Source organism: Bacillus sp. CBEL-1, assembly GCF_004348885.1.
In the GTDB taxonomy this organism is placed as follows: Bacteria; Bacillota; Bacilli; order Bacillales; family Bacillaceae_H; genus Priestia; species Priestia aryabhattai_A.
Genome location: NZ_SBIM01000013.1, coordinates 1,736,698 through 1,755,197, shown reverse-complemented (window position 1 = coordinate 1,755,197; position 18,500 = coordinate 1,736,698). Strand labels below are relative to the sequence as shown.

General features: G+C 37.2%; 18 protein-coding genes. 14 read left to right on the top strand and 4 right to left on the bottom strand.

What is annotated here, in order from left to right; genetic code table 11:
* Positions 1-28 precede the first annotated feature (28 nt).
* The gene (locus EPL02_RS18885; protein ID WP_094911934.1) at positions 29-745 is read left to right on the top strand and encodes a pseudouridine synthase; all 717 of its coding nucleotides are present in this window, start codon (positions 29-31) and stop codon (positions 743-745) included.
* 181 nt (positions 746-926) lie between these two features.
* Here EPL02_RS18885 and EPL02_RS18880 read toward each other — a convergent pair whose 3' ends face one another.
* Positions 927-1,148, bottom strand: a complete 222-nt coding sequence (locus EPL02_RS18880; protein ID WP_025909502.1) for a DeoR family transcriptional regulator — start codon at positions 1,146-1,148, stop codon at positions 927-929.
* A gap of 391 nt (positions 1,149-1,539) precedes the next feature.
* Between EPL02_RS18880 and pepV the strand changes: the two genes are divergently transcribed.
* Positions 1,540-2,943, top strand: coding sequence for a dipeptidase PepV (gene pepV / locus EPL02_RS18875; protein ID WP_094911933.1), 1,404 nt, complete (start codon positions 1,540-1,542; stop codon positions 2,941-2,943).
* Positions 2,944-2,986: 43 nt separating this feature from the next.
* Here the strand turns inward: pepV and cysK are convergent, their stop codons facing one another.
* Complete coding sequence (gene cysK, locus EPL02_RS18870) at positions 2,987-3,925, bottom strand: cysteine synthase A (protein ID WP_165932603.1); 939 nt, start codon at positions 3,923-3,925, stop codon at positions 2,987-2,989.
* A gap of 259 nt (positions 3,926-4,184) precedes the next feature.
* On the opposite strand from cysK, the gene EPL02_RS18865 reads away from it, so the two are divergent.
* The 3 genes from EPL02_RS18865 (at position 4,185) to EPL02_RS18855 (ending at position 8,362) form a co-directional block, all read left to right on the top strand.
* Positions 4,185-5,138 (top strand): NERD domain-containing protein, encoded by a 954-nt coding sequence (locus tag EPL02_RS18865; RefSeq protein ID WP_131888420.1) that lies wholly within the window; start codon positions 4,185-4,187, stop codon positions 5,136-5,138.
* 92 nt (positions 5,139-5,230) lie between these two features.
* Positions 5,231-7,375 carry a type I pullulanase gene (gene pulA / locus EPL02_RS18860; RefSeq protein WP_094911930.1) on the top strand — a complete coding sequence of 715 codons (2,145 nt, stop codon included), beginning with the start codon at positions 5,231-5,233 and terminating at the stop codon, positions 7,373-7,375.
* Between the two features lie 171 nt (positions 7,376-7,546).
* Entirely contained in the window at positions 7,547-8,362 is an 816-nt protein-coding gene (locus EPL02_RS18855) for a phosphotransferase family protein (RefSeq protein WP_179289255.1), read from the top strand.
* A 6-nt stretch (positions 8,363-8,368) separates the two neighbouring features.
* On the opposite strand, the gene EPL02_RS18850 is transcribed toward EPL02_RS18855, so the two are convergent.
* Positions 8,369-8,647, bottom strand: coding sequence for a YtzH-like family protein (locus EPL02_RS18850; RefSeq protein WP_025909496.1), 279 nt, complete (start codon positions 8,645-8,647; stop codon positions 8,369-8,371).
* A gap of 146 nt (positions 8,648-8,793) precedes the next feature.
* Between EPL02_RS18850 and trmB the strand changes: the two genes are divergently transcribed.
* Complete coding sequence (trmB, locus tag EPL02_RS18845; RefSeq protein WP_094911928.1) at positions 8,794-9,441, top strand: tRNA (guanosine(46)-N7)-methyltransferase TrmB; 648 nt, start codon at positions 8,794-8,796, stop codon at positions 9,439-9,441.
* A 110-nt stretch (positions 9,442-9,551) separates the two neighbouring features.
* Complete coding sequence (locus EPL02_RS18840) at positions 9,552-10,409, top strand: YtnP family quorum-quenching lactonase (protein ID WP_131888419.1); 858 nt, start codon at positions 9,552-9,554, stop codon at positions 10,407-10,409.
* On the opposite strand, the gene EPL02_RS18835 is transcribed toward EPL02_RS18840, so the two are convergent.
* Entirely contained in the window at positions 10,384-10,689 is a 306-nt protein-coding gene (locus tag EPL02_RS18835; RefSeq protein WP_131888418.1) for a PepSY domain-containing protein, read from the bottom strand. The genes EPL02_RS18840 and EPL02_RS18835 overlap by 26 nt on opposite strands.
* A gap of 167 nt (positions 10,690-10,856) precedes the next feature.
* Between EPL02_RS18835 and EPL02_RS18830 the strand changes: the two genes are divergently transcribed.
* The 7 genes from EPL02_RS18830 to EPL02_RS18800 all read left to right on the top strand — a co-directional run bounded on the left by EPL02_RS18830 (position 10,857) and on the right by EPL02_RS18800 (position 18,396).
* The gene (locus EPL02_RS18830; protein WP_094911925.1) at positions 10,857-11,930 is read left to right on the top strand and encodes a M42 family metallopeptidase; all 1,074 of its coding nucleotides are present in this window, start codon (positions 10,857-10,859) and stop codon (positions 11,928-11,930) included.
* Between the two features lie 71 nt (positions 11,931-12,001).
* Positions 12,002-12,514, top strand: coding sequence for a DUF84 family protein (locus tag EPL02_RS18825; RefSeq protein ID WP_131888417.1), 513 nt, complete (start codon positions 12,002-12,004; stop codon positions 12,512-12,514).
* A gap of 175 nt (positions 12,515-12,689) precedes the next feature.
* Positions 12,690-13,007 (top strand): thioredoxin family protein, encoded by a 318-nt coding sequence (locus EPL02_RS18820; RefSeq protein WP_094911924.1) that lies wholly within the window; start codon positions 12,690-12,692, stop codon positions 13,005-13,007.
* Positions 13,008-13,086: 79 nt separating this feature from the next.
* Positions 13,087-13,890 carry a DUF1444 domain-containing protein gene (locus tag EPL02_RS18815; RefSeq protein WP_131888506.1) on the top strand — a complete coding sequence of 268 codons (804 nt, stop codon included), beginning with the start codon at positions 13,087-13,089 and terminating at the stop codon, positions 13,888-13,890.
* 3 nt (positions 13,891-13,893) lie between these two features.
* Positions 13,894-14,499 (top strand): YtpR family tRNA-binding protein, encoded by a 606-nt coding sequence (gene ytpR / locus EPL02_RS18810; protein ID WP_131888416.1) that lies wholly within the window; start codon positions 13,894-13,896, stop codon positions 14,497-14,499.
* A gap of 297 nt (positions 14,500-14,796) precedes the next feature.
* The gene (locus tag EPL02_RS18805) at positions 14,797-17,478 is read left to right on the top strand and encodes a DNA translocase FtsK (protein ID WP_131888415.1); all 2,682 of its coding nucleotides are present in this window, start codon (positions 14,797-14,799) and stop codon (positions 17,476-17,478) included.
* Between the two features lie 255 nt (positions 17,479-17,733).
* Positions 17,734-18,396, top strand: coding sequence for a nicotinate phosphoribosyltransferase (locus tag EPL02_RS18800; protein WP_131888414.1), 663 nt, complete (start codon positions 17,734-17,736; stop codon positions 18,394-18,396).
* The last annotated feature ends 104 nt before the right edge of the window (positions 18,397-18,500 follow it).

Sequence of the window (18,500 nt, the reverse complement as noted above, 5' to 3'; positions counted from 1 at the left end):
TTTTCGAATATAAATAGAGGGGGATTTTATGAGATTAGATAAGCTATTAGCTAATATGGGTTATGGCAGTCGAAAAGAAGTAAAAGGGTTATTAAAAACAGGAGCAGTAAAAGTAAATGGTAAAGCGATTAAAGATGCTAAGCTACATGTGGACCCAGAAGCTGAAGAAGTGTCCGTTCACGGAGAGATTATTGAATACAAAGAATTTATTTATTTAATGATGAACAAACCGCAAGGAGTAATTTCTGCTACAGAAGATCATCAACATGAGACAGTTGTTGATTTATTAGAAATTGACGACGCTATTTATGACCCATTCCCAGTGGGAAGACTAGATAAAGATACGGAAGGATTACTGTTATTAACAAATGATGGACAGCTTGCTCACCAGCTGCTTTCACCGAAAAAGCATGTTCCTAAAACGTATTTTGCGATTATTAATATGGAAGTGACAGAGGAAGACGTGGAGGCATTCAGAAAAGGAGTTACACTAGATGATGGATACGTTACGAAACCCGCAGAGCTAACAATCTTAAGAAGCGGTGAATCATCTGAAATTGAGCTAACCATTGTGGAAGGGAAATTTCATCAGGTAAAGCGTATGTTTGAATCGAGAGGTAAAAAAGTAACATACTTAAAACGAATTTCAATGGGTTCGTTGCCGTTAGATGAAGAGTTGGAATTAGGTGAATATCGAGAGTTAACGGAAGATGAGCTAAATTTATTAAGGGGAAAAAAGGAATAAGAGGCGAAAGAAAAAGGAACCTGTACATAAATTGGTTCCTTTTTGTTCACTCTACGCAAGTGAAACAATTCACGTTTAAATGCACCGAAATAAAGTCGGACATTCAAAGATACTCAACACACATGGTGAAAAGTATGAGGAATCTTTATCTCTGTATATAAATACTTACCTTTGAAACTTACTAGGATGAAATCTTGACCTTCTTCTCTGTCGTCGTCCATGTACCACGACTTGGACTATGAACTAAATCATTGTATGCTAAGACATTTAAATCACGCTGAATAGTTCTAGGAGTGATACCAAACTCATCAACAAGCTCTTGAGTAGTAACAGTTCCCTTTTTACTAATGAACATGTAAACGGATTTGATACGCGTTAGCATTCGATTAGTTGAAGGTTTCAAAAAACCACTTCCTTATTCGTTTTTCGTAAGGCACAACTTCTTTATAACTTTGAGATGTCAAGCACTATTTAAGTCCTCAGTTACATTGTACACAAAAAACCATAAAAAATAAAAGGGTAAAGCTTAATTTAATAATTAATTTACAAAAATTGATATAAATGAGATAAATATGTACTTTTTTGGCAGGTCTCCTTTCTTAAGCTATACATTATTTATTTAATGTATGCAAAATATAACCAAATAGACCTATTCAAGCATAAATTTAGAGAAAAGGTTACAACCCTTTACCCTTTTTGCAGCTAATTAAACACCTTAGATGCTTTTTAAAAAAAGGTGTGATAAAGTGGAAAATAGTACAAATTGAATACTTCTGAAATGGTGGAGGATAAATATGGAAGCTATCAATTGGATGGAAGAAGTCAAAAAAAGAGAACGCGATATCTTGGAAGAAACGAAACGTTTTTTACAAATTAAAAGTGTTCTCGATGAATCTATAAAAGAAGATGAGCCGTTTGGAGAAGGAGTAGCTAAAGCTCTTCATTTTTTATTGGATAAAGGACATGCTGATGGTTTTGTAACTAAGAACGTAGATGGATATGCAGGACATATTGAATTAGGAGAAGGAAAAGAATTAATAGGAGTTTTATGTCACGTTGACGTCGTACCTGAAGGTGATGGTTGGTCTGTTGATCCATACGGTGGCGAAATTAAGGACGGGAAAATTTTTGCCCGTGGAGCCATTGATGATAAGGGACCAACAATGGCTGCTTATTACGCTATGAAAATTGTGAAAGAGTTGAAGTTGCCGCTCTCAAAACGCGTACGTATGATTATTGGAACGGATGAAGAAAGCGATTGGAGATGTGTAGATCACTACTTTAAACATGAAGAAATGCCAACGATGGGTTTTGCTCCAGACGCTGACTTTCCTATTATTTACGCAGAAAAAGGAATTACCGATGTGGAGTTACACCAACAACCAATTCAAGGTACAGATGGAGAGTATGTATTAATGTCACTTGAATCTGGTCGTCGCTATAATATGGTGCCTGATCATGCAAAAGCAGTTCTTGCTGTGAAAGAAGAAGTAGACTTGAAAAAAGCGTATGAGAACTTCTTAAATAAACATGGCGTAAAAGGTACAGTTGAATTCAACAACAGCCGATATACGCTTACTTTAGAAGGGGTATCGGCACATGGAAGTGTTCCTCAAAAAGGAAAAAATGCAGGGCTGTTGTTAGTAAGTTTTCTACATGAATTAGCATTAAATGAACAAGCAAGACAGTTTGTTACATATGTGAATCAATATTTTGTAGATGATACAATTGGTAACAAAATCGGTTTGCATGTTCGAGATGATGTAACAGGTGACTTGACCGTAAACGTTGGTATTTTATTTTACACTGATGAGAAAGCCGGGCAAATTGGCTTAAACATTCGTTATCCAGTTGCCGCTAATATTGACAGTATTATTTCTACACTCAAGAAACAAAGTGAGACCTATCAAATCACTGTTAAGCATTTTTCTGATTCAAAACCCCATCATGTAGATAAAAACCATGAGCTTATTAAAACGTTACAGCAAGTGTATCAAGACCAGACAGGAGAAGAACCAACGCTTATTTCTATCGGTGGAGGTACATATGCACGAGCATTAGAAGCGGGAGTAGCATTTGGCCCACTCTTCCCTGGAAGAGAAGAAGTGGCCCATGAAAAAGATGAATATATGGTGGTCGAAGATTTAATGAAAGCAACAGCCATTTATGCACAAGCTATTTATGAATTAGCTAAGTAAACCAAAAAGACGCTCAAAAGCATGAGCGTCTTTTTCTAACTTATTATGAATCAAAAGAGAATAAATCACTTGATAAGTAGCGTTCGCCTGTATCGCAGGCAATGCACACAACGACTTGGTCAGGGCTTAGTTTTTTAGCTACCTCGATAGCAGCATAGCAAGCTGCACCAGAGGATGGACCAACTAAAATTCCTTCTTCAGCTGCCAGTCTACGCGTAATATCATACGCTTCTTCATCTTTAATCTTTAAAATTTCATCATATACATCCACATTTAAGGTATCAGGTATAAAGCCGGGGCTTGTTCCTACAAGCTTATGCTTTCCTGGTTTTCCACCTGATAACACGGGAGAGCCAGCAGGTTCCACTACATGAACGCTCATGTTCGGATAGCGTTCTTTTAACGCTTCACCAGTTCCTGTTATTGTACCGCCAGTACCTGCTGTAGCAACAAATGCAGCTAATTCTTTATTTAAATCATCCATTGCTTCGACAATTTCTTTTGCCGTGGTGTGGCGGTGCGCGTCTGGGTTAGCTGCGTTTTTAAATTGCATCGGCATAAAAGCATTTGGAATTTCTTTTGTTAATTCTTCTGCTTTACGAATAGCCCCTGGCATTTTTTCGTCTCCTGGTGTTAGCACAACTTCAGCCCCGTAAGCTTTTAATAAGTTGATACGTTCTTGTGTCATAGTATCTGGCATAACTAGAATTGAACGATAACCTCTTGCTGCAGCATTCATAGCTAATCCAATTCCAGTATTGCCACTAGTTGGCTCAATTATAGTTGAATTTGACTTTAAAAGGCCTGCCTCTTCAGCTTTAACAATCATATTAAAGGCAGCGCGATCTTTTACGCTCCTGCTGGGATTGAAGAATTCAAGCTTTAAATAAACGGATGCACCGTCAGCTGGCTGAAGGCGATTCAATTTGACAAGGGGCGTATCCCCAATTAAATCTGCCATGTTGTTAACAACTTTCATTATAACCATCCTTTGCATCGATAGAATTAATAATCTTTTTTAACTTAGTATAGACAACAATAGTGTAAAGCTACACTTTCACAGTCAGAAAAAGACGTGTTTTTTCTATCATAACATAATCTATCGCCTTAGTAGGATAAAAGGGTTTAAGCATCCTGTTTCACTAAAAAGCTTTAATTACTAGTGGTATCTTTGTTTTAATATTAGTAAAATTGAACCATAAAAACAATCTGGCAGCTTTTAGCGAGGAGAATGATTTGATATGGCGCAACTTATTAAGATACAAGACTATCTTTCACGCTATGAGAGAGATTTGTATCATTATTCATCTCAATTTACACGTGTGAAACAACATAATTGGGATAGAGCAAAGGAATATTTTTATAATGGAAAAGAAGCGGATATAGCTGAGTTAGAAGAATCACTGACTCCAGAACAATCGCTTTTTCAAAAGGTAAAGTTCTTCTTTAAAAAAGATGAACTAGTTGAAATAGATAAACAATACATGGAGGTAGCAATAGAAAAAGAAGAAGGAGAAGAAAGCTTTGATGCTGAAAATCTCACTACGTTCGTGACAGACCCTAAAAACCTACAAGATTTAAAAGTGTTGTTTTTAGAAAACGTTTTTCAAATGCAAATGAGGTGGGCGACATCAACTTTATTTGAGCTTTCAAATGCAGATAAGCGATATTTTTATGATGAAAAGCTTCAATATTTTTTGAAAAGTTTTCCTGATACGTTTCTACTTATGTATAAGCCTGTGTTTTTAGTGAAAAAAGCCCCTGTTGAAGCAGAGGTTATTTTAATTACGCCTACAGAAACTATCTGCATTGCAATGGTTGAAGGAAAAAATGGCTCTGTGTTTCAGTATTCAAAAGAAAATTTTTGGACAGAGTTAATAGGGAAAGACAAAAAGAAAGTGTTAAATCCTGTGCTTGGATTAAATAGAACGGTGCAACTCGTAAAAAGCCTTTACCAATCGCATAACATTGATCGACCTATTCGAAAAGTATTGCTGAGTCGTAATGGATTCTTTGACTCTCCTAAAGAACCTTATCAAATTGATTTTATTGATAAGAGGAATTATGAAGAATGGTTCTATAGTTTAAGGCGTTTATCAGCACCTTTAAAATTTAATCAGCTTCAAGCAGCTGAGGCACTTTTAAAACATAGTCAAAGCATTTATTTTGATCGAAGTGAGAATGAATCATTTTGATGTGAAATTTAGTATTTATCTAATAGAAAATGCTTTCATTTCTCCAATTTGAACATATAATGCTCATAATAAGTTATGTAGGAGGAGAACAGATGGCTTATGATGATCAAAAATTTGAAGCATATTTAGATAAGATGGATATGGTTACCGTTCTTGTTCCTAAATCTTACTACAATGGAGAAGTGAATTCGCTTTGCTTAATGAGAGGTGACCAATCTCTTTCTTTAACGTTAAAGGATAAAAAAGTCTTACATGAAGCTATAAAATATGAATACTATTGTCCAATGAAAGTAGAGATTGGTGAAGAGTATCGAGTGGTAGAAGAACGTGGTGCGAAAGCAGACTTAAAGATAGGAGCCGTCATCCGGACTCCTGAATTCGATGATGCTTTCTTTTATAATGAATCAGATTTGGGGGTGAGTTTTACTACCCAACATATCCAGGTAAAAGTATGGGCACCAACTGCTACGGATGTAAAAGTAAAGCTTATCAATCCTGAAACTTTAAACAAAGAATATATTAGCATGACTCGCCTGACAAAAGGAGTTTGGACTGCGGCCTGTGGACTTGAAAAAGAAGGGTATTACTACACATTTGAGGTAACGGTCAACGGCGTTACGAGAGAAGCTGTTGACCCTTATGCAATAGCAGCATCAGTAAATAGTAAATATGGTGTGCTGGTGAATTTAAAAAAAACGAAGCAGTCACCGGTGCAAAAGGCTCCGCTTCCAAACCCTACCGATGCTATTATTTATGAAGTGCACATTCGTGATTTTACCATTCATCCCTCCAGTAACGTGTCCAGTAAAGGAACATATGCAGGATTTACTAGAGCGTCAACAGAAAGCGGTGTATCAACAGGCTTAGCTTACTTGAAGGAACTTGGTATTACACATGTGGAACTTTTACCAGTTAATGATTTCGATGGTGTAGATGAATTGAATCCTTTTGATGCTTACAATTGGGGCTATAACCCACTCCTATTCAATGTCCCGGAAGGTAGTTATTCTTTGAATCCGACCAATCCAGTAGCCCGTATTCTAGAACTAAAGGAGCTTATTCAAATCGTTCATGAGAATGACTTGCGTGTTATACTTGATGTCGTCTATAACCATGTGTATATAAGAGAAGAATCTTCATTTGAAAAGATTGTTCCAGGATATTTCTTCCGCCATGATGAATTTGGAATGCCTTCTAACGGAACTGGTGTAGGAAACGACTTTGCTTCTGAGCGTAAGATGGCACGCAAATTTATCGTGGATTCGGTTTTGTTTTGGGTGAAAGAATATGATGTGGATGGCTTTCGATTTGATTTAATGGGAATTTTAGATATTGAAACGATGAATACGATTCGACAAAAGCTGTTTGAATATGATTCATCGATTTTACTATTCGGTGAAGGTTGGGATTTAAATACCCCTTTATCCTCAGAGGAGAAAGCAACCATTTATAATTCTGATAAGGTACCAAACATTGGTTTTTTTAATGATCGTTTTCGAGATTTTATTAAGGGAAGTACTTTTAACATCTATGATAAAGGTTTTATTTGTGGTAACACTCATCGAATAGACGAAGTAAAGCAAGTAGTAGCTGGCAGTGTTTCTTATCAAAAAGGAGAAAAGTATTTATTTACCCAGCCTACCTCCTCAATAAATTATGTAGAATCACACGATAATCATACTTTGTGGGATAAATTGAGTAAGTGTAATTCCCATGAAGAGAAGCGAATCTTGCAAAAGAGGCAAAAGCTTGCAAGTGCAATGGTGTTATTAGCTCAGGGAATTCCTTTTCTACATGCAGGACAAGAGTTTTACCGAACAAAAAAAGGCGTTGAAAATAGCTATCGTTCACCAGATAGCATTAATCAATTTGATTGGGAACAGCGAAAGATTTATAAAGAGGATATCAAATGGCTACAAGCAGTGATTCAGCTAAGAAAAGCACACGGCGCGTTTCGTTTTCATACAACTGAGCGCATTAGGAAGCATATGAAGTTCTTAGAATCACTACCAGAAGTTGTTGCATATTCTCTTGTTAATGTAGAAGAGTACGGACCATGGAAAGATATTATTGTCGCGTTTAACCAAGACACATCGACTCGTTATATTAACTTGCCACCGGGAAATTGGCATGTTGTAATTGATGGAGAAAATGCTTATAAGTATCCATTTACAAAAGTCCTTTCAGGTAAAACAGCCGTTCCTGCAGTTGGAGTTTTAGCATTATTTAAAACATAAGTGCTATTCTGCTACTTGACGAGAAAAGCGGGAAGAGGATAAAATTTATGAAGGATAGCTATTGGTATATGTCCGCAATAGCTGTCTTTTTTATTTAATAAAACAAATACACGTTGTTGATGATATAAATAGAAGTAAACATAACTTTAAATTTTTAATGAAATGTGTGTGTTGAAATTGAAGGTGAATTGGTTGGAACATATATTAGGAAGCGAATGGGAAGTGACTCCTGCTGGCGGTGCAACTGGAGATGCTTATTTCGCAAGGTTTCAAGACCGAAAGCTATTTCTGAAGCGTAATTCATCTCCTTTCCTAGCTGTTTTATCAGCAGAAGGCATTGTTCCAAAACTAGTTTGGACAAAACGAATGGAAAATGGAGATGTAATTACAGCTCAACACTGGTTAGATGGTCGAGAGTTGAAGCCTCAAGATATGAACTCGGATAGCGTAACAGAGTTGCTGAGTAAAATTCATCACTCTAAAGAGCTATTGGATATGTTAAAAAGATTAGGGAAAGAGTCATTATTACCACAAGACGTTCTACTCGATATTCGAGCGAATGTAGATGTAGACTTGCAAAAAGAACTGATTGTTGAGCAAGGAATTATGTATTTAGAACGAGAAGTGGATTTTGTTCAACCAGAGGAATATGTGGTTTGTCATTGCGATGTCAATCATAACAATTGGTTACTAGGCGAAAATGAACAGCTATATTTAATTGATTGGGACGGAGCGATGATTGCTGATCCAGCCATTGACTTAGGCCTCTTATTGTATTGGTATATCGATCCAGCAGAATGGAAGAGCTGGTTAGAAAAGTATGGTATTACTTTAACTGATAACTTACAAAAGCGAATGAAGTGGTATGTGGTGAGTCAGAGCATTTTATTTGTACAATGGCACCGTACAAAGCAAGAAGTACCAGAAATGAACTACTGGCTTAACTACTTAAAAGTATTGCTTGAAAATGAGCAGCTAAGCCAGTAAGTTTAATTAAGATAGACTAGATAGTTCTTCAACCCATTGAGATAGATTTTGTTTGTTTGTCTCAATGTGTTGGTCAAGATGTGCCGCGCTTTTTGCAGTTTGTGTATACTCGCAAATATTTTGAAGCGTACGATACACTTGTTCATTAGCAGTTCCATTTGCTAGCATTGCTTGAGCCAAACGTTCAACTTGTTCGCATTCTGAGACTGTTCCACAGCAGTCTGTTTGGTGATTTGATAAGATGTCCTTTAAGATAGCCATTTGATGCTGAGCGTTTAAAGGCATAGTGCATCATCCTTTCTCGTATGATGCTTTTATTTTTTTCTTTATAAATACAATTATTCATACGAATGTCGGTTGTACAAAATAACCGACATTTTCCGTGTGGTTCAATTTTGATAATTTTTGATAATATAGATGAGGTGTGGAGTATGAGACTAAGAAATAAACCTTGGGCAAAAGAAAAATTGGCGCAGTATCCACAATATGCTGTGGGAAACCCTGCAGAACATAAGGGAAAGTGGAACGAAGTATTTGAAAACAATAATCCAATTCATATTGAAGTAGGAACTGGAAAAGGTCAATTTCTACTTGGAATGGCTAAGCAAAATCCAAATATTAACTATATTGGTATTGAGTTATACGAGAGTGTAATTGTGAGTGCTTTAGATCGTATAATTGAAGCAGAAGTACCGAACTTCAAGCTGCTAAGTGTTGATGCAAAAGACTTAACCGAATACTTTGCTAAAGGTGATGTTGAACGAGTGTACCTAAACTTTTCAGATCCTTGGCCAAAAGTTCGTCATGCTAAAAGACGCTTAACGTACAAAACATTTTTAAATATCTATGAGCAAATTTTAATTGATGGTGGAGAAATACACTTTAAAACAGATAATCAAGGGTTATTTGAATACTCTTTAATGAGCTTTTCTGAATATGGTTTGTTATTAAAGTACGTAAGTTTAGATTTACATGCGAGTGAATTTGAAGGAAATATTATGACTGAGTATGAAGAGAAGTTTTCTCAAAAAGGAAGTCGAATCTATCGTTCAGAAGTTAAATACATGAACGAAAAGTAATATCCACAGGGACCTTTCAACTAATGAAAGGTCCTTTTTATTTAAAAAAGACTATAAAAACGCAAATAGGCAGTGATACAATAAATAGGAATATATGGGAGGTGTGAAAAATGGAAACGTTAACAATAGGGGATGTAAGAGTTACTTGGTTAAACGGTGGAGACAATCATCTTGATGGAGGCGCTATGTTTGGTGTTGTACCAAAAGAGCTTTGGTCTAAAAAATACCCTCCTGCCTATGATAACCGTATTCCGATGAGAACTGATCCACTTTTAGTTCAAATTGGTAAAGAAGTTGTCTTAATTGATGCAGGTATAGGAAATGGAATGATTGAAGGTAAGCAAAAAAAACATTTTGGTATTACGGAAGAATCTCATGTAGAAACGGATTTAATGAAACTAGGGTTAACACGACATGATGTCACCAAAGTAGCGATGACGCATATGCACTTTGATCACGTATCGGGACTAACAACGAAAAGTCAAGGTGCATTGGAGTCTACGTTTCCAAAAGCAGTTATTTACGTAAGCGAAGTTGAATGGAACGAAATGCAAAACCCTAATATACGTTCAAAAAATACGTATTGGAAGCAGAATTGGGAAGCTATTGAATCTCAAGTTGTACCGTTTCATGATTCTATTCAATTGCTCCCGGAATTTACGATGCACCACACAGGTGGGCATAGCGATGGACATTCTGTCGTTGTCATTAGTAGCCAAGGTGAGCAGCTTGTGCATATGGGAGATTTACTGCCAACTCATGCTCATCACAATGTTTTGTGGGTTATGGCCTATGACGATTTTCCAATGACATCTATTTCACAAAAAGAAAAATGGCTTCAATACGCATACAATCAAAATGCATGGCTTAGTTTTTACCATGATGCTTATTACCGAGCAATTAAGTGGGATACTAAAGGTGATATCATAAATGCAGTGAAATTTAATCAATCTTTACTAAGTCAATAATGTTACCGCTACTTTTATCAATGAAAAATTCATATTGTTCACGACTGCCGTCTACAGAGCGAGTAATACCGCCAGAGTAACCTTCAAAAGCGAGACCATACCTATTTATAACCTTGGTCGTCGTCTGAATCCAAGAGCCGTTAATAGGACCATTTTGTTTAAATGCCTGTTTTGCAATGTGCAGTGCTTCCATGGATGAAAGAGACGACTTTTTCTTTTGGTAGAGATAAGCGCTTGCAAAACCAACAGCAATGCCTGTTATGAGCTGGGTATACTTCATAATAATCACCTTCTTTTTTTAATAAAAACAAAAGCTCTTACTATAGTCCATTATACAAAAACATACTTTGATTGTTAAGCAATCCAGGTGTTTAAGGAAGAAGAATGGAAAGTATTTTGACTTTTCGCTACAATAAAGGGTAATGACATACATAAAGGAGACGAAAGATGAATTCAGAAACTTTATCATTATTTAAAACGCTAACAGAACTTCCGGGTGCTCCAGGGCATGAGCATGCAGTAAGGGCTTTTATGAAATCACAAATGGAGCCTTTAACTGATGAAATTATTCAGGATGGACTTGGGAGTATTTTTGGGGTAAAAAAAAGCAATGCCTCAGGTCCAAAAGTAATGGTAGCTGGGCATATGGACGAAGTTGGATTTATGGTAACCGGAGTGACGGATAAAGGAATGTTACGCTTTCAAACATTAGGCGGATGGTGGAGTCAGGTACTCTTGGCTCAGCGCGTCGAGGTTGTTACAAGAACGAGAAAGGTTACAGGCGTTATTGCATCGATTCCGCCACATCTGTTAGAAGATGCGCAGCGTAATAAGCCAATGGCTATTAAAAATATGATGATTGATGTCGGCGCCGATTCTAAGCAAGAGGTTGCTGATATGGGGATTCGTCCTGGAGATCAGATTGTGCCCATTTGTCCATTTACACCAATGGCTAATGAGAAAAAAATCTTAGCAAAAGCATGGGATAATCGATATGGTTGTGGATTAGCGATTGAATTATTAAAAGAAGTAAAAGATGAAAAGTTGCCAAATATTCTATACGCTGGAGCAACTGTGCAAGAAGAAGTAGGTTTACGAGGTGCTCAATCTGCTGCAAATATGATTAAGCCTGATGTTTTTTATGCGCTAGATGCAAGCCCAGCAAATGATATGTCAGGGGATAAGAATGCATTTGGGCAGCTTGGAAAAGGTGTACTGCTTCGCATTTTTGACCGGACGATGGTAACGCATCGAGGTATTCGAGAGTTTATTTTAGATACGGCTGAGACCAATCATATTCCATATCAGTATTTTGTTTCACCAGGTGGCACTGATGCAGGGCGTGTTCATACATCTAATAGTGGAGTTCCATCTGCTGTAATTGGTATTTGCTCAAGATACATTCATACACATGCTTCTATGATTCATGTAGATGATTATGCAGCTGCGAAAGAACTATTAGTGAAGTTAGTGCGTGCAACGGACGAAACAACAGTAGCTACTCTTAAAGAGCAAGTTTAATCTTAGAACAGTCGCTTGTAAAAAGCGATTGTTTTTTGTGTTAATTAAACAATAAGCAAAGGAGAGATAAAATGAATATTGCAATTGGAACGAAAAATCCAACTAAAATAAATGCTGTTAAGAATGTATTTGGACAAGAAATGACCTACCATTTGTTTGAGGTGCCTTCAGGTGTATCTAGCCAACCGTTTTCCGATGAAGAAACCATTCAAGGAGCCATTAACCGTTCAGAGAGAGCATGTAAAGATGAGATGGATTTAGGGATAGGATTAGAAGGTGGCGTAACAGAAACAGATTATGGGTTGTTTTTGTGCAATTGGGGAGCTTTAAGTAGTCCTTCTCTCAAAAAGCCAATTATTGCTGGTGGTGCAAGGATTTTATTACCTCACGAAATTGCAACAATGTTAAAGAAAGAAAAAATTGAGTTAGCGGAAGCTATGGAGCGCTTTACGCATAAAAAAAATGTGCGTTCAAATGAAGGGGCAATCGGTATCTTCACATCGGAAATGCTCACAAGAACAACGATGTTTGAACACGTTGTTCGCATGCTGTATGGTCAATATCAGTTTCATCAAAAACAATAAATAGGATATACTAACACCTTATAATAATGAAACGCTCTACATACTTAGAAGTAAGATACTTGCACCATCTTGTTGACTATGGTTTCATATGAATGACTGTACAATTAAAATAATGATAAATAAGATGTCTTTTTTGGGAAGCAACAAGGCATACAATATAAAGGAGGAAGTAACAATGAAAAAAATGGAGAGTATTGAACAATATAATGAGGTCATTAAAGAAGGAAAACATATTATGATGTTCTCAGCAGACTGGTGTCCAGACTGTCGTGTCATTGAACCAATTTTACCTGAAGTGGAACAGAAATATAGTGACTATACGTTTCACTATGTAGATCGCGATCAGTTTATTGATTTGTGCATTGAACTCAATATCTTTGGTATTCCAAGTTTTGTAGGATACCACAACGGTGAAGAGAGCGGACGTTTTGTAAGTAAAGATCGTAAAACGCAGGAAGAGATTGAACAATTTATCGAAAGTTTAAAAGGATAAGCTACCGCTGGGCCTGTTGTTTTAACAAGAGGCCTAATTTTAAGCTTTTTTGGTGAAAAGGAGGGATTTCTTAGTGAAGATGACGAGTATTAAAATGAAAAAATTAATTCAAGATCGTTTGAAAGATGAAAATTTACGTTTTCAATTCGATCAAAAAAACGATACGCTACGAATTGAGCATTCTGAAACGAAAAAAGGATTAACTGTTTCACTACCAGGACTCATTGCGAAGTGGGAAGAAAAAAAGGACGCAGCAGTAGATGAAATGATATATTATATAAGAGAAGCTGTGCGCGTAATGAATGATGAACAACAATTAAACCCAAAAGAAAAGAAGATTCTTCCAGTTATTCGATCTACTTCTTTTCCAACGAAAACAAACGAAGATGTTCCGCTCGTATATGATGATCATACGGCAGAAACAAGAGTTTATTATGCCTTAGATTTGGGTAATACGTATCGATTAATAGATGAAAAGCTCCTTGAAAAAGAAAAGCTTGAGGTAACATCTATTAGGGAAATGGCAAGATTTAATCTTCGGTCATTGCCGATTACATATAAAAAAGATACGGTTGCGGGCAACGATTTTTATTTTGTTAATGCTAATGACGGGTATGATGCGAGCCGCATTTTAAATGAATCTTTCTTACAAGAGTTTCAAGATAAAGTAAAAGGAACGCTCACAATTGCTGTGCCTCATCAAGATGTTTTGATTTTAGCAGATGTTCAAAATGAAACGGGCTATGATATATTAGCACAGATGAATATGAGCTTTTTTGCTAGTGGAAGAGTACCCATTACAGCACTCTCTTTCTTGTATGAAAACGGGCATTTAGAGCCAATTTTCATTTTAGGAAAAAATCGTAGTAAAGGACGGAGTTAAGGAATGAATATTTTTTACAACAAAGAAGGTATCGGTGATACGCTAATCGTATCTCTTCAAGACATCGAACTGTCAAACCGAACGTTTGAAACAAAAAAGAACGTCACGCGCATCTTTGATGAAAAATCAAATGTTACTGCTGGCTATAATATTTTCGAAGCATCGACTGTTTTATCTTTCTCAGGGCGTGGGCCGATTAAGTTAACAGAAGAGCTAATAGCGGAAGTAAACCGCGTTATTCGAGAAAGTGGATTTTCTGAATCGATTGAAGTAGACTTATCTCCAAAATTTGTTGTGGGCTATGTTCAGGAAAAAGAAAAGCATCCAAACGCTGATAAATTGAATATTTGTAAAGTGGATGTTGGCACAGAAACGTTACAAATTGTGTGTGGTGCTCCAAACGTTGAGGCAGGACAAAAAGTTGTAGTGGCAAAAGTGGGCGCTGTTATGCCAAGTGGTCTTGTTATTAAAGATGCAGAACTTCGTGGCGTACCTTCTTCTGGTATGATCTGTTCTGCAAAAGAATTAGCTTTGCCAAATGCTCCTCAAGAAAAAGGGATTTTAGTGTTGGAAGAAAGCGCAAAAGTAGGAGAAGAGTTCTCAGCTTAATTCTATATAATACAAAAGTCGGATGTTGCTTTACACCTATGTTTCAAAGGATTACAGTTTGTGAAAAGCAATTGTCAATAGTTTTATAAATTTGATAAAATTAAAAGCCACTAGTAGTTCTAGTGGCTTTTTTGCATATTTCATAAGATATCGGGTAACTAGTTAATAGATTTTATAGGAACCCTATTGGATACATGGTAAAATGAATGAGAGTGTATAAAAATTGAAAATTTTACAAGAAGCATACAGTTTTTTATAAATAGAAATACGACTGTTAAGGAAGAAAGAGTGATAAAAATGGGTTTTATGCGAAAAATGATGGATTATCTATTAGGTTATGAAGTGAAAGAAATTATAGTAGATGAAGAAGGTCGAAAAACAGAGATTCCATTAAATGAGCCTAAGAAAGAGACAGAAATGAAGCAAAGGCCAGTTCAAGAAACGGTCAATGAAAAAGCAGCTACTCCAAAGAAGCAAACACCAGCCCGTTTACCAAGACAAGAAAAAGGGACAACCCATCAAGACTTAGAGGCAAAAGTAGCTTATCACTATCCAAAAGGTCAATTTCGCTTTCCACTTATAGATGACAATCAATTTAGTCGTTCAGATGATTCACTAAGTCATGAAGTCCGTCGAAGAGAAAGACCTGCTGAAGAGGTGAAAAATGAACGAGAGTTTGTACGGAAAAGTCGTCAGATGAATCGAGAAGAACCGGCTCCTTTTCAACGTCCAGAATATGTGAAGCCAGTACAAGAGAAAAAAGTATCAGTTGCTTCTAAGCCGACTTCGCAAGTGAAGAAGCCGTTTCGTCCAACTGAAATCCCGTCACCTGTATACGGATTTAACAAGCGTCCAGCTAATCATCAACTTTCTCAACAGCATTCAGAAGTGGTCGAATTTGAGCTTTCGAGCTCAGCTGGAATAAAGCCGACCCCTACGTATGAATCTCTGCGAAAAGAAATTCGTAACGAAAGGACGTACGTAGAACCTCTAGTGCGCAAAGAACAGCAAGAGGAGAGTAAGGAAGTAGAAAACGTAGACTCGTTTAGCGAACAGGTAAAAGATGTTTATGTCGAACCTCAAACAGTCCCGTCTTTACATATTGAAGAACGGCCACTAGAAGAAGTAGAGAAACCATCAATTCAGTTTGAGGGACATGGAAATATTGAAAGCATAGCGCCTGAAGTAGTAGAGAAGTCAGAATCTATAGAAGAAGATGTTCCACAGCAAGAAGCGCCTATTGTAGATGAGTTTGAAGAGGTAAAAGAGTCTCAGCCTGCAATTGAAGAAGAGCCACAAGCATATGCAGATGACCCGGAAGACACTAATCGAAAACCGGAAAAGTCAAGTGCGAGCTCATCAAATGGAGGCCGCAGGTTAGTTCCTTTTAATGTCATGATGTTAAAAAAGGACCGTGAAAAAGTCGCTCAATCTTCGTCTGTAGAGCGTTTGAAAACGCAGGAGAAGCAAGAGGAGCGTGAAGAAGAACCAACTCCTAGCCTACTTAAAGAAGCAACACCATTAGCGGATTCTCAAGCGGAATTGCTGTATCAATTCCCTTCTATGTCAATGTTAAATGCACCATTAATTGAAATGGAAGAGGATCATGATTGGGTACAAGAGCAAAGTGACCTGCTTGATATGACGCTAAACAATTTCAACGTTCGTGCCAAGGTAGTAAATGTGACGAAAGGTCCAACCGTTACACGCTTTGAAGTTCAACCAGAGCCGGGCGTTAAAGTAAATAAGATAACGAATTTAACAGATGATATTAAGCTGAGTTTAGCAGCAAGAGATATTCGGATTGAGGCGCCAATACCAGGTAAAAATACAATTGGCATTGAAGTGCCCAACCAACAAAGTAAGCCGGTTTTGCTTAGCGAAATAGTAAACGACCCAGCTTTCACCCAAAATAAGTCACCTTTAACGGTAGCATTGGGTTTAGATATCTCAGGTTCTCCAGTAGTCACGGATTTAAATAAAATGCCACATGGTTTAATTGCAGGGGCCACTGGTTCAGGAAAAAGCGTATGCATTAACACAATTATTGTGAGTTTGCTCTATAAAGCAGCTCCACATGAGGTCAAATTGATGCTTATTGATCCAAAGATGGTTGAGTTAGCGCCTTATAATGGTATTCCGCACTTAGTAAGTCCTGTTATTACAGACGCCAAAGCTGCCACAACAGCTTTAAAGTGGGCTGTAGAAGAAATGGAACGTCGCTATGAGCTGTTTGCGCATACCGGTGTGCGTGATATTACACGCTATAATGAAAAAGTAGAAGAGCATAGCGAGAAAAGCGGTAAGCTTCCATATCTCGTCATTATTATTGATGAGCTTGCAGATTTAATGATGGTATCACCTGGTGAAGTTGAAGAAGCAATTTGTCGTATAGCTCAAAAAGCGAGAGCATGCGGTATTCATTTGCTGCTAGCGACACAAAGACCTTCTGTTGATGTTATCACAGGTCTTATTAAAGCGAATGTCCCAACCCGCGTAGCCTTTTCGGTCTCTTCTCAAGTTGATTCTCGCACGATCATTGATACAGGTGGAGCGGAGAAACTACTTGGTAAAGGAGATATGCTGTTATTAGAAAACGGTTCGTCTAAAACGGTTCGAGTTCAAGGGAATTTTGTATCAGATGAAGAAATTGATCGCGTCGTCGATCATGTAAAATCGCAAATGAAGCCAACTTATTTATTTGATCAGCAAGAACTGTTAAAAAAACAGCAGACGTTTTCAACACAGGAAGATGATGAATTATTCTATGAGGCGTGTGAATTTGCTCTAAACCAGGACGGTGCCTCAGCATCAAGCTTACAACGCCGATTCCGTATCGGTTATAATCGCGCTGCAAGATTAATTGATATGATGGAGCAGCAAGGGATTATCTCCGAAGCGAAAGGTAGTAAGCCAAGAGATGTGTTAATTACGGAAGATGAGCTGCATGAACTTGAAAATAAAACAGCCAGCTACTAAAGTAAAGACCTGGCTTGCTACGGCTATTTTAGCAGGGTAGCTTAGCCCAGGTCTTTATGTGTGTAATGAGGTTAGGTTATTTTGGAAGTGTGAGAACCGAGATAAAGGTTTGTCAGATTACAAAAAATGATTTAGTATATGTAAGGGTAACATTTCGTTGTTTTTTCCAGTTTAATTTGGAAAGTATAATTATTAATGAGGACGTCAGCTCACAAGCGATATGCTAAGGCTCCTCGATAATGAGTGTGAGAAGCAATGGCGAATAACCATCAAGACATTATTGATTTAATTGAAATTCGGAAAGAAAAACAATCCCAAGCGGATGAGGCCATTCAATCCTTTTATAATGAGTACCTTTTGTTTGTTATGAGGTATACAAACATTCGAGAAAAAGTGAGAGCAGCTCACCTTTTTCGTGAACGTACAGGACTTTCACAAAAGCAAATGCAGCTAAGCGACAAAGAGCATTTATTTCAACAGTGGCTTGCATTTGATTATGTTACAATTCAAGGCCGAACGTTGTTGCAGCAGTTTATAAGTGAAAAAACAGCTACACGAAACGAAACATTTTTAATTCAAAGTGCGTTGTTTTTAACAAGTGTATTAGAGCCGATTGTTGTATCAAAAGTATGTGAGTCTTTTTACGTAAAAGGATATAGTCCATTGACAAACAAGCAGGTTATCATCAAAGATGTAAAAGGAAGGTTTAAAAACACAGATGTTGAGAAAGTATTATGGGTTCGGAAAATAAAGTCACTCGGTTATGACGTGTTAGTAGGCTCTTACTTTATACAAGCAGAAGCTAGTTTGGAGAAGCTACATCAATCACTGAACCAAGAAGAAAAGCTCAATTGGAGACAATTTTTAAAAAGATATGCGGTTACCTATTTGACGGAGGCCAGAGTCTTTCAGAAATAGCCAAAAGTCAAGGCTTTCAAAGCTTGTTGAGCAATTTTCAGAAGTGATATAATATGCAGCTGTTATCATTCTATACGAACAAATGCGAAGAATGACATGTTTGT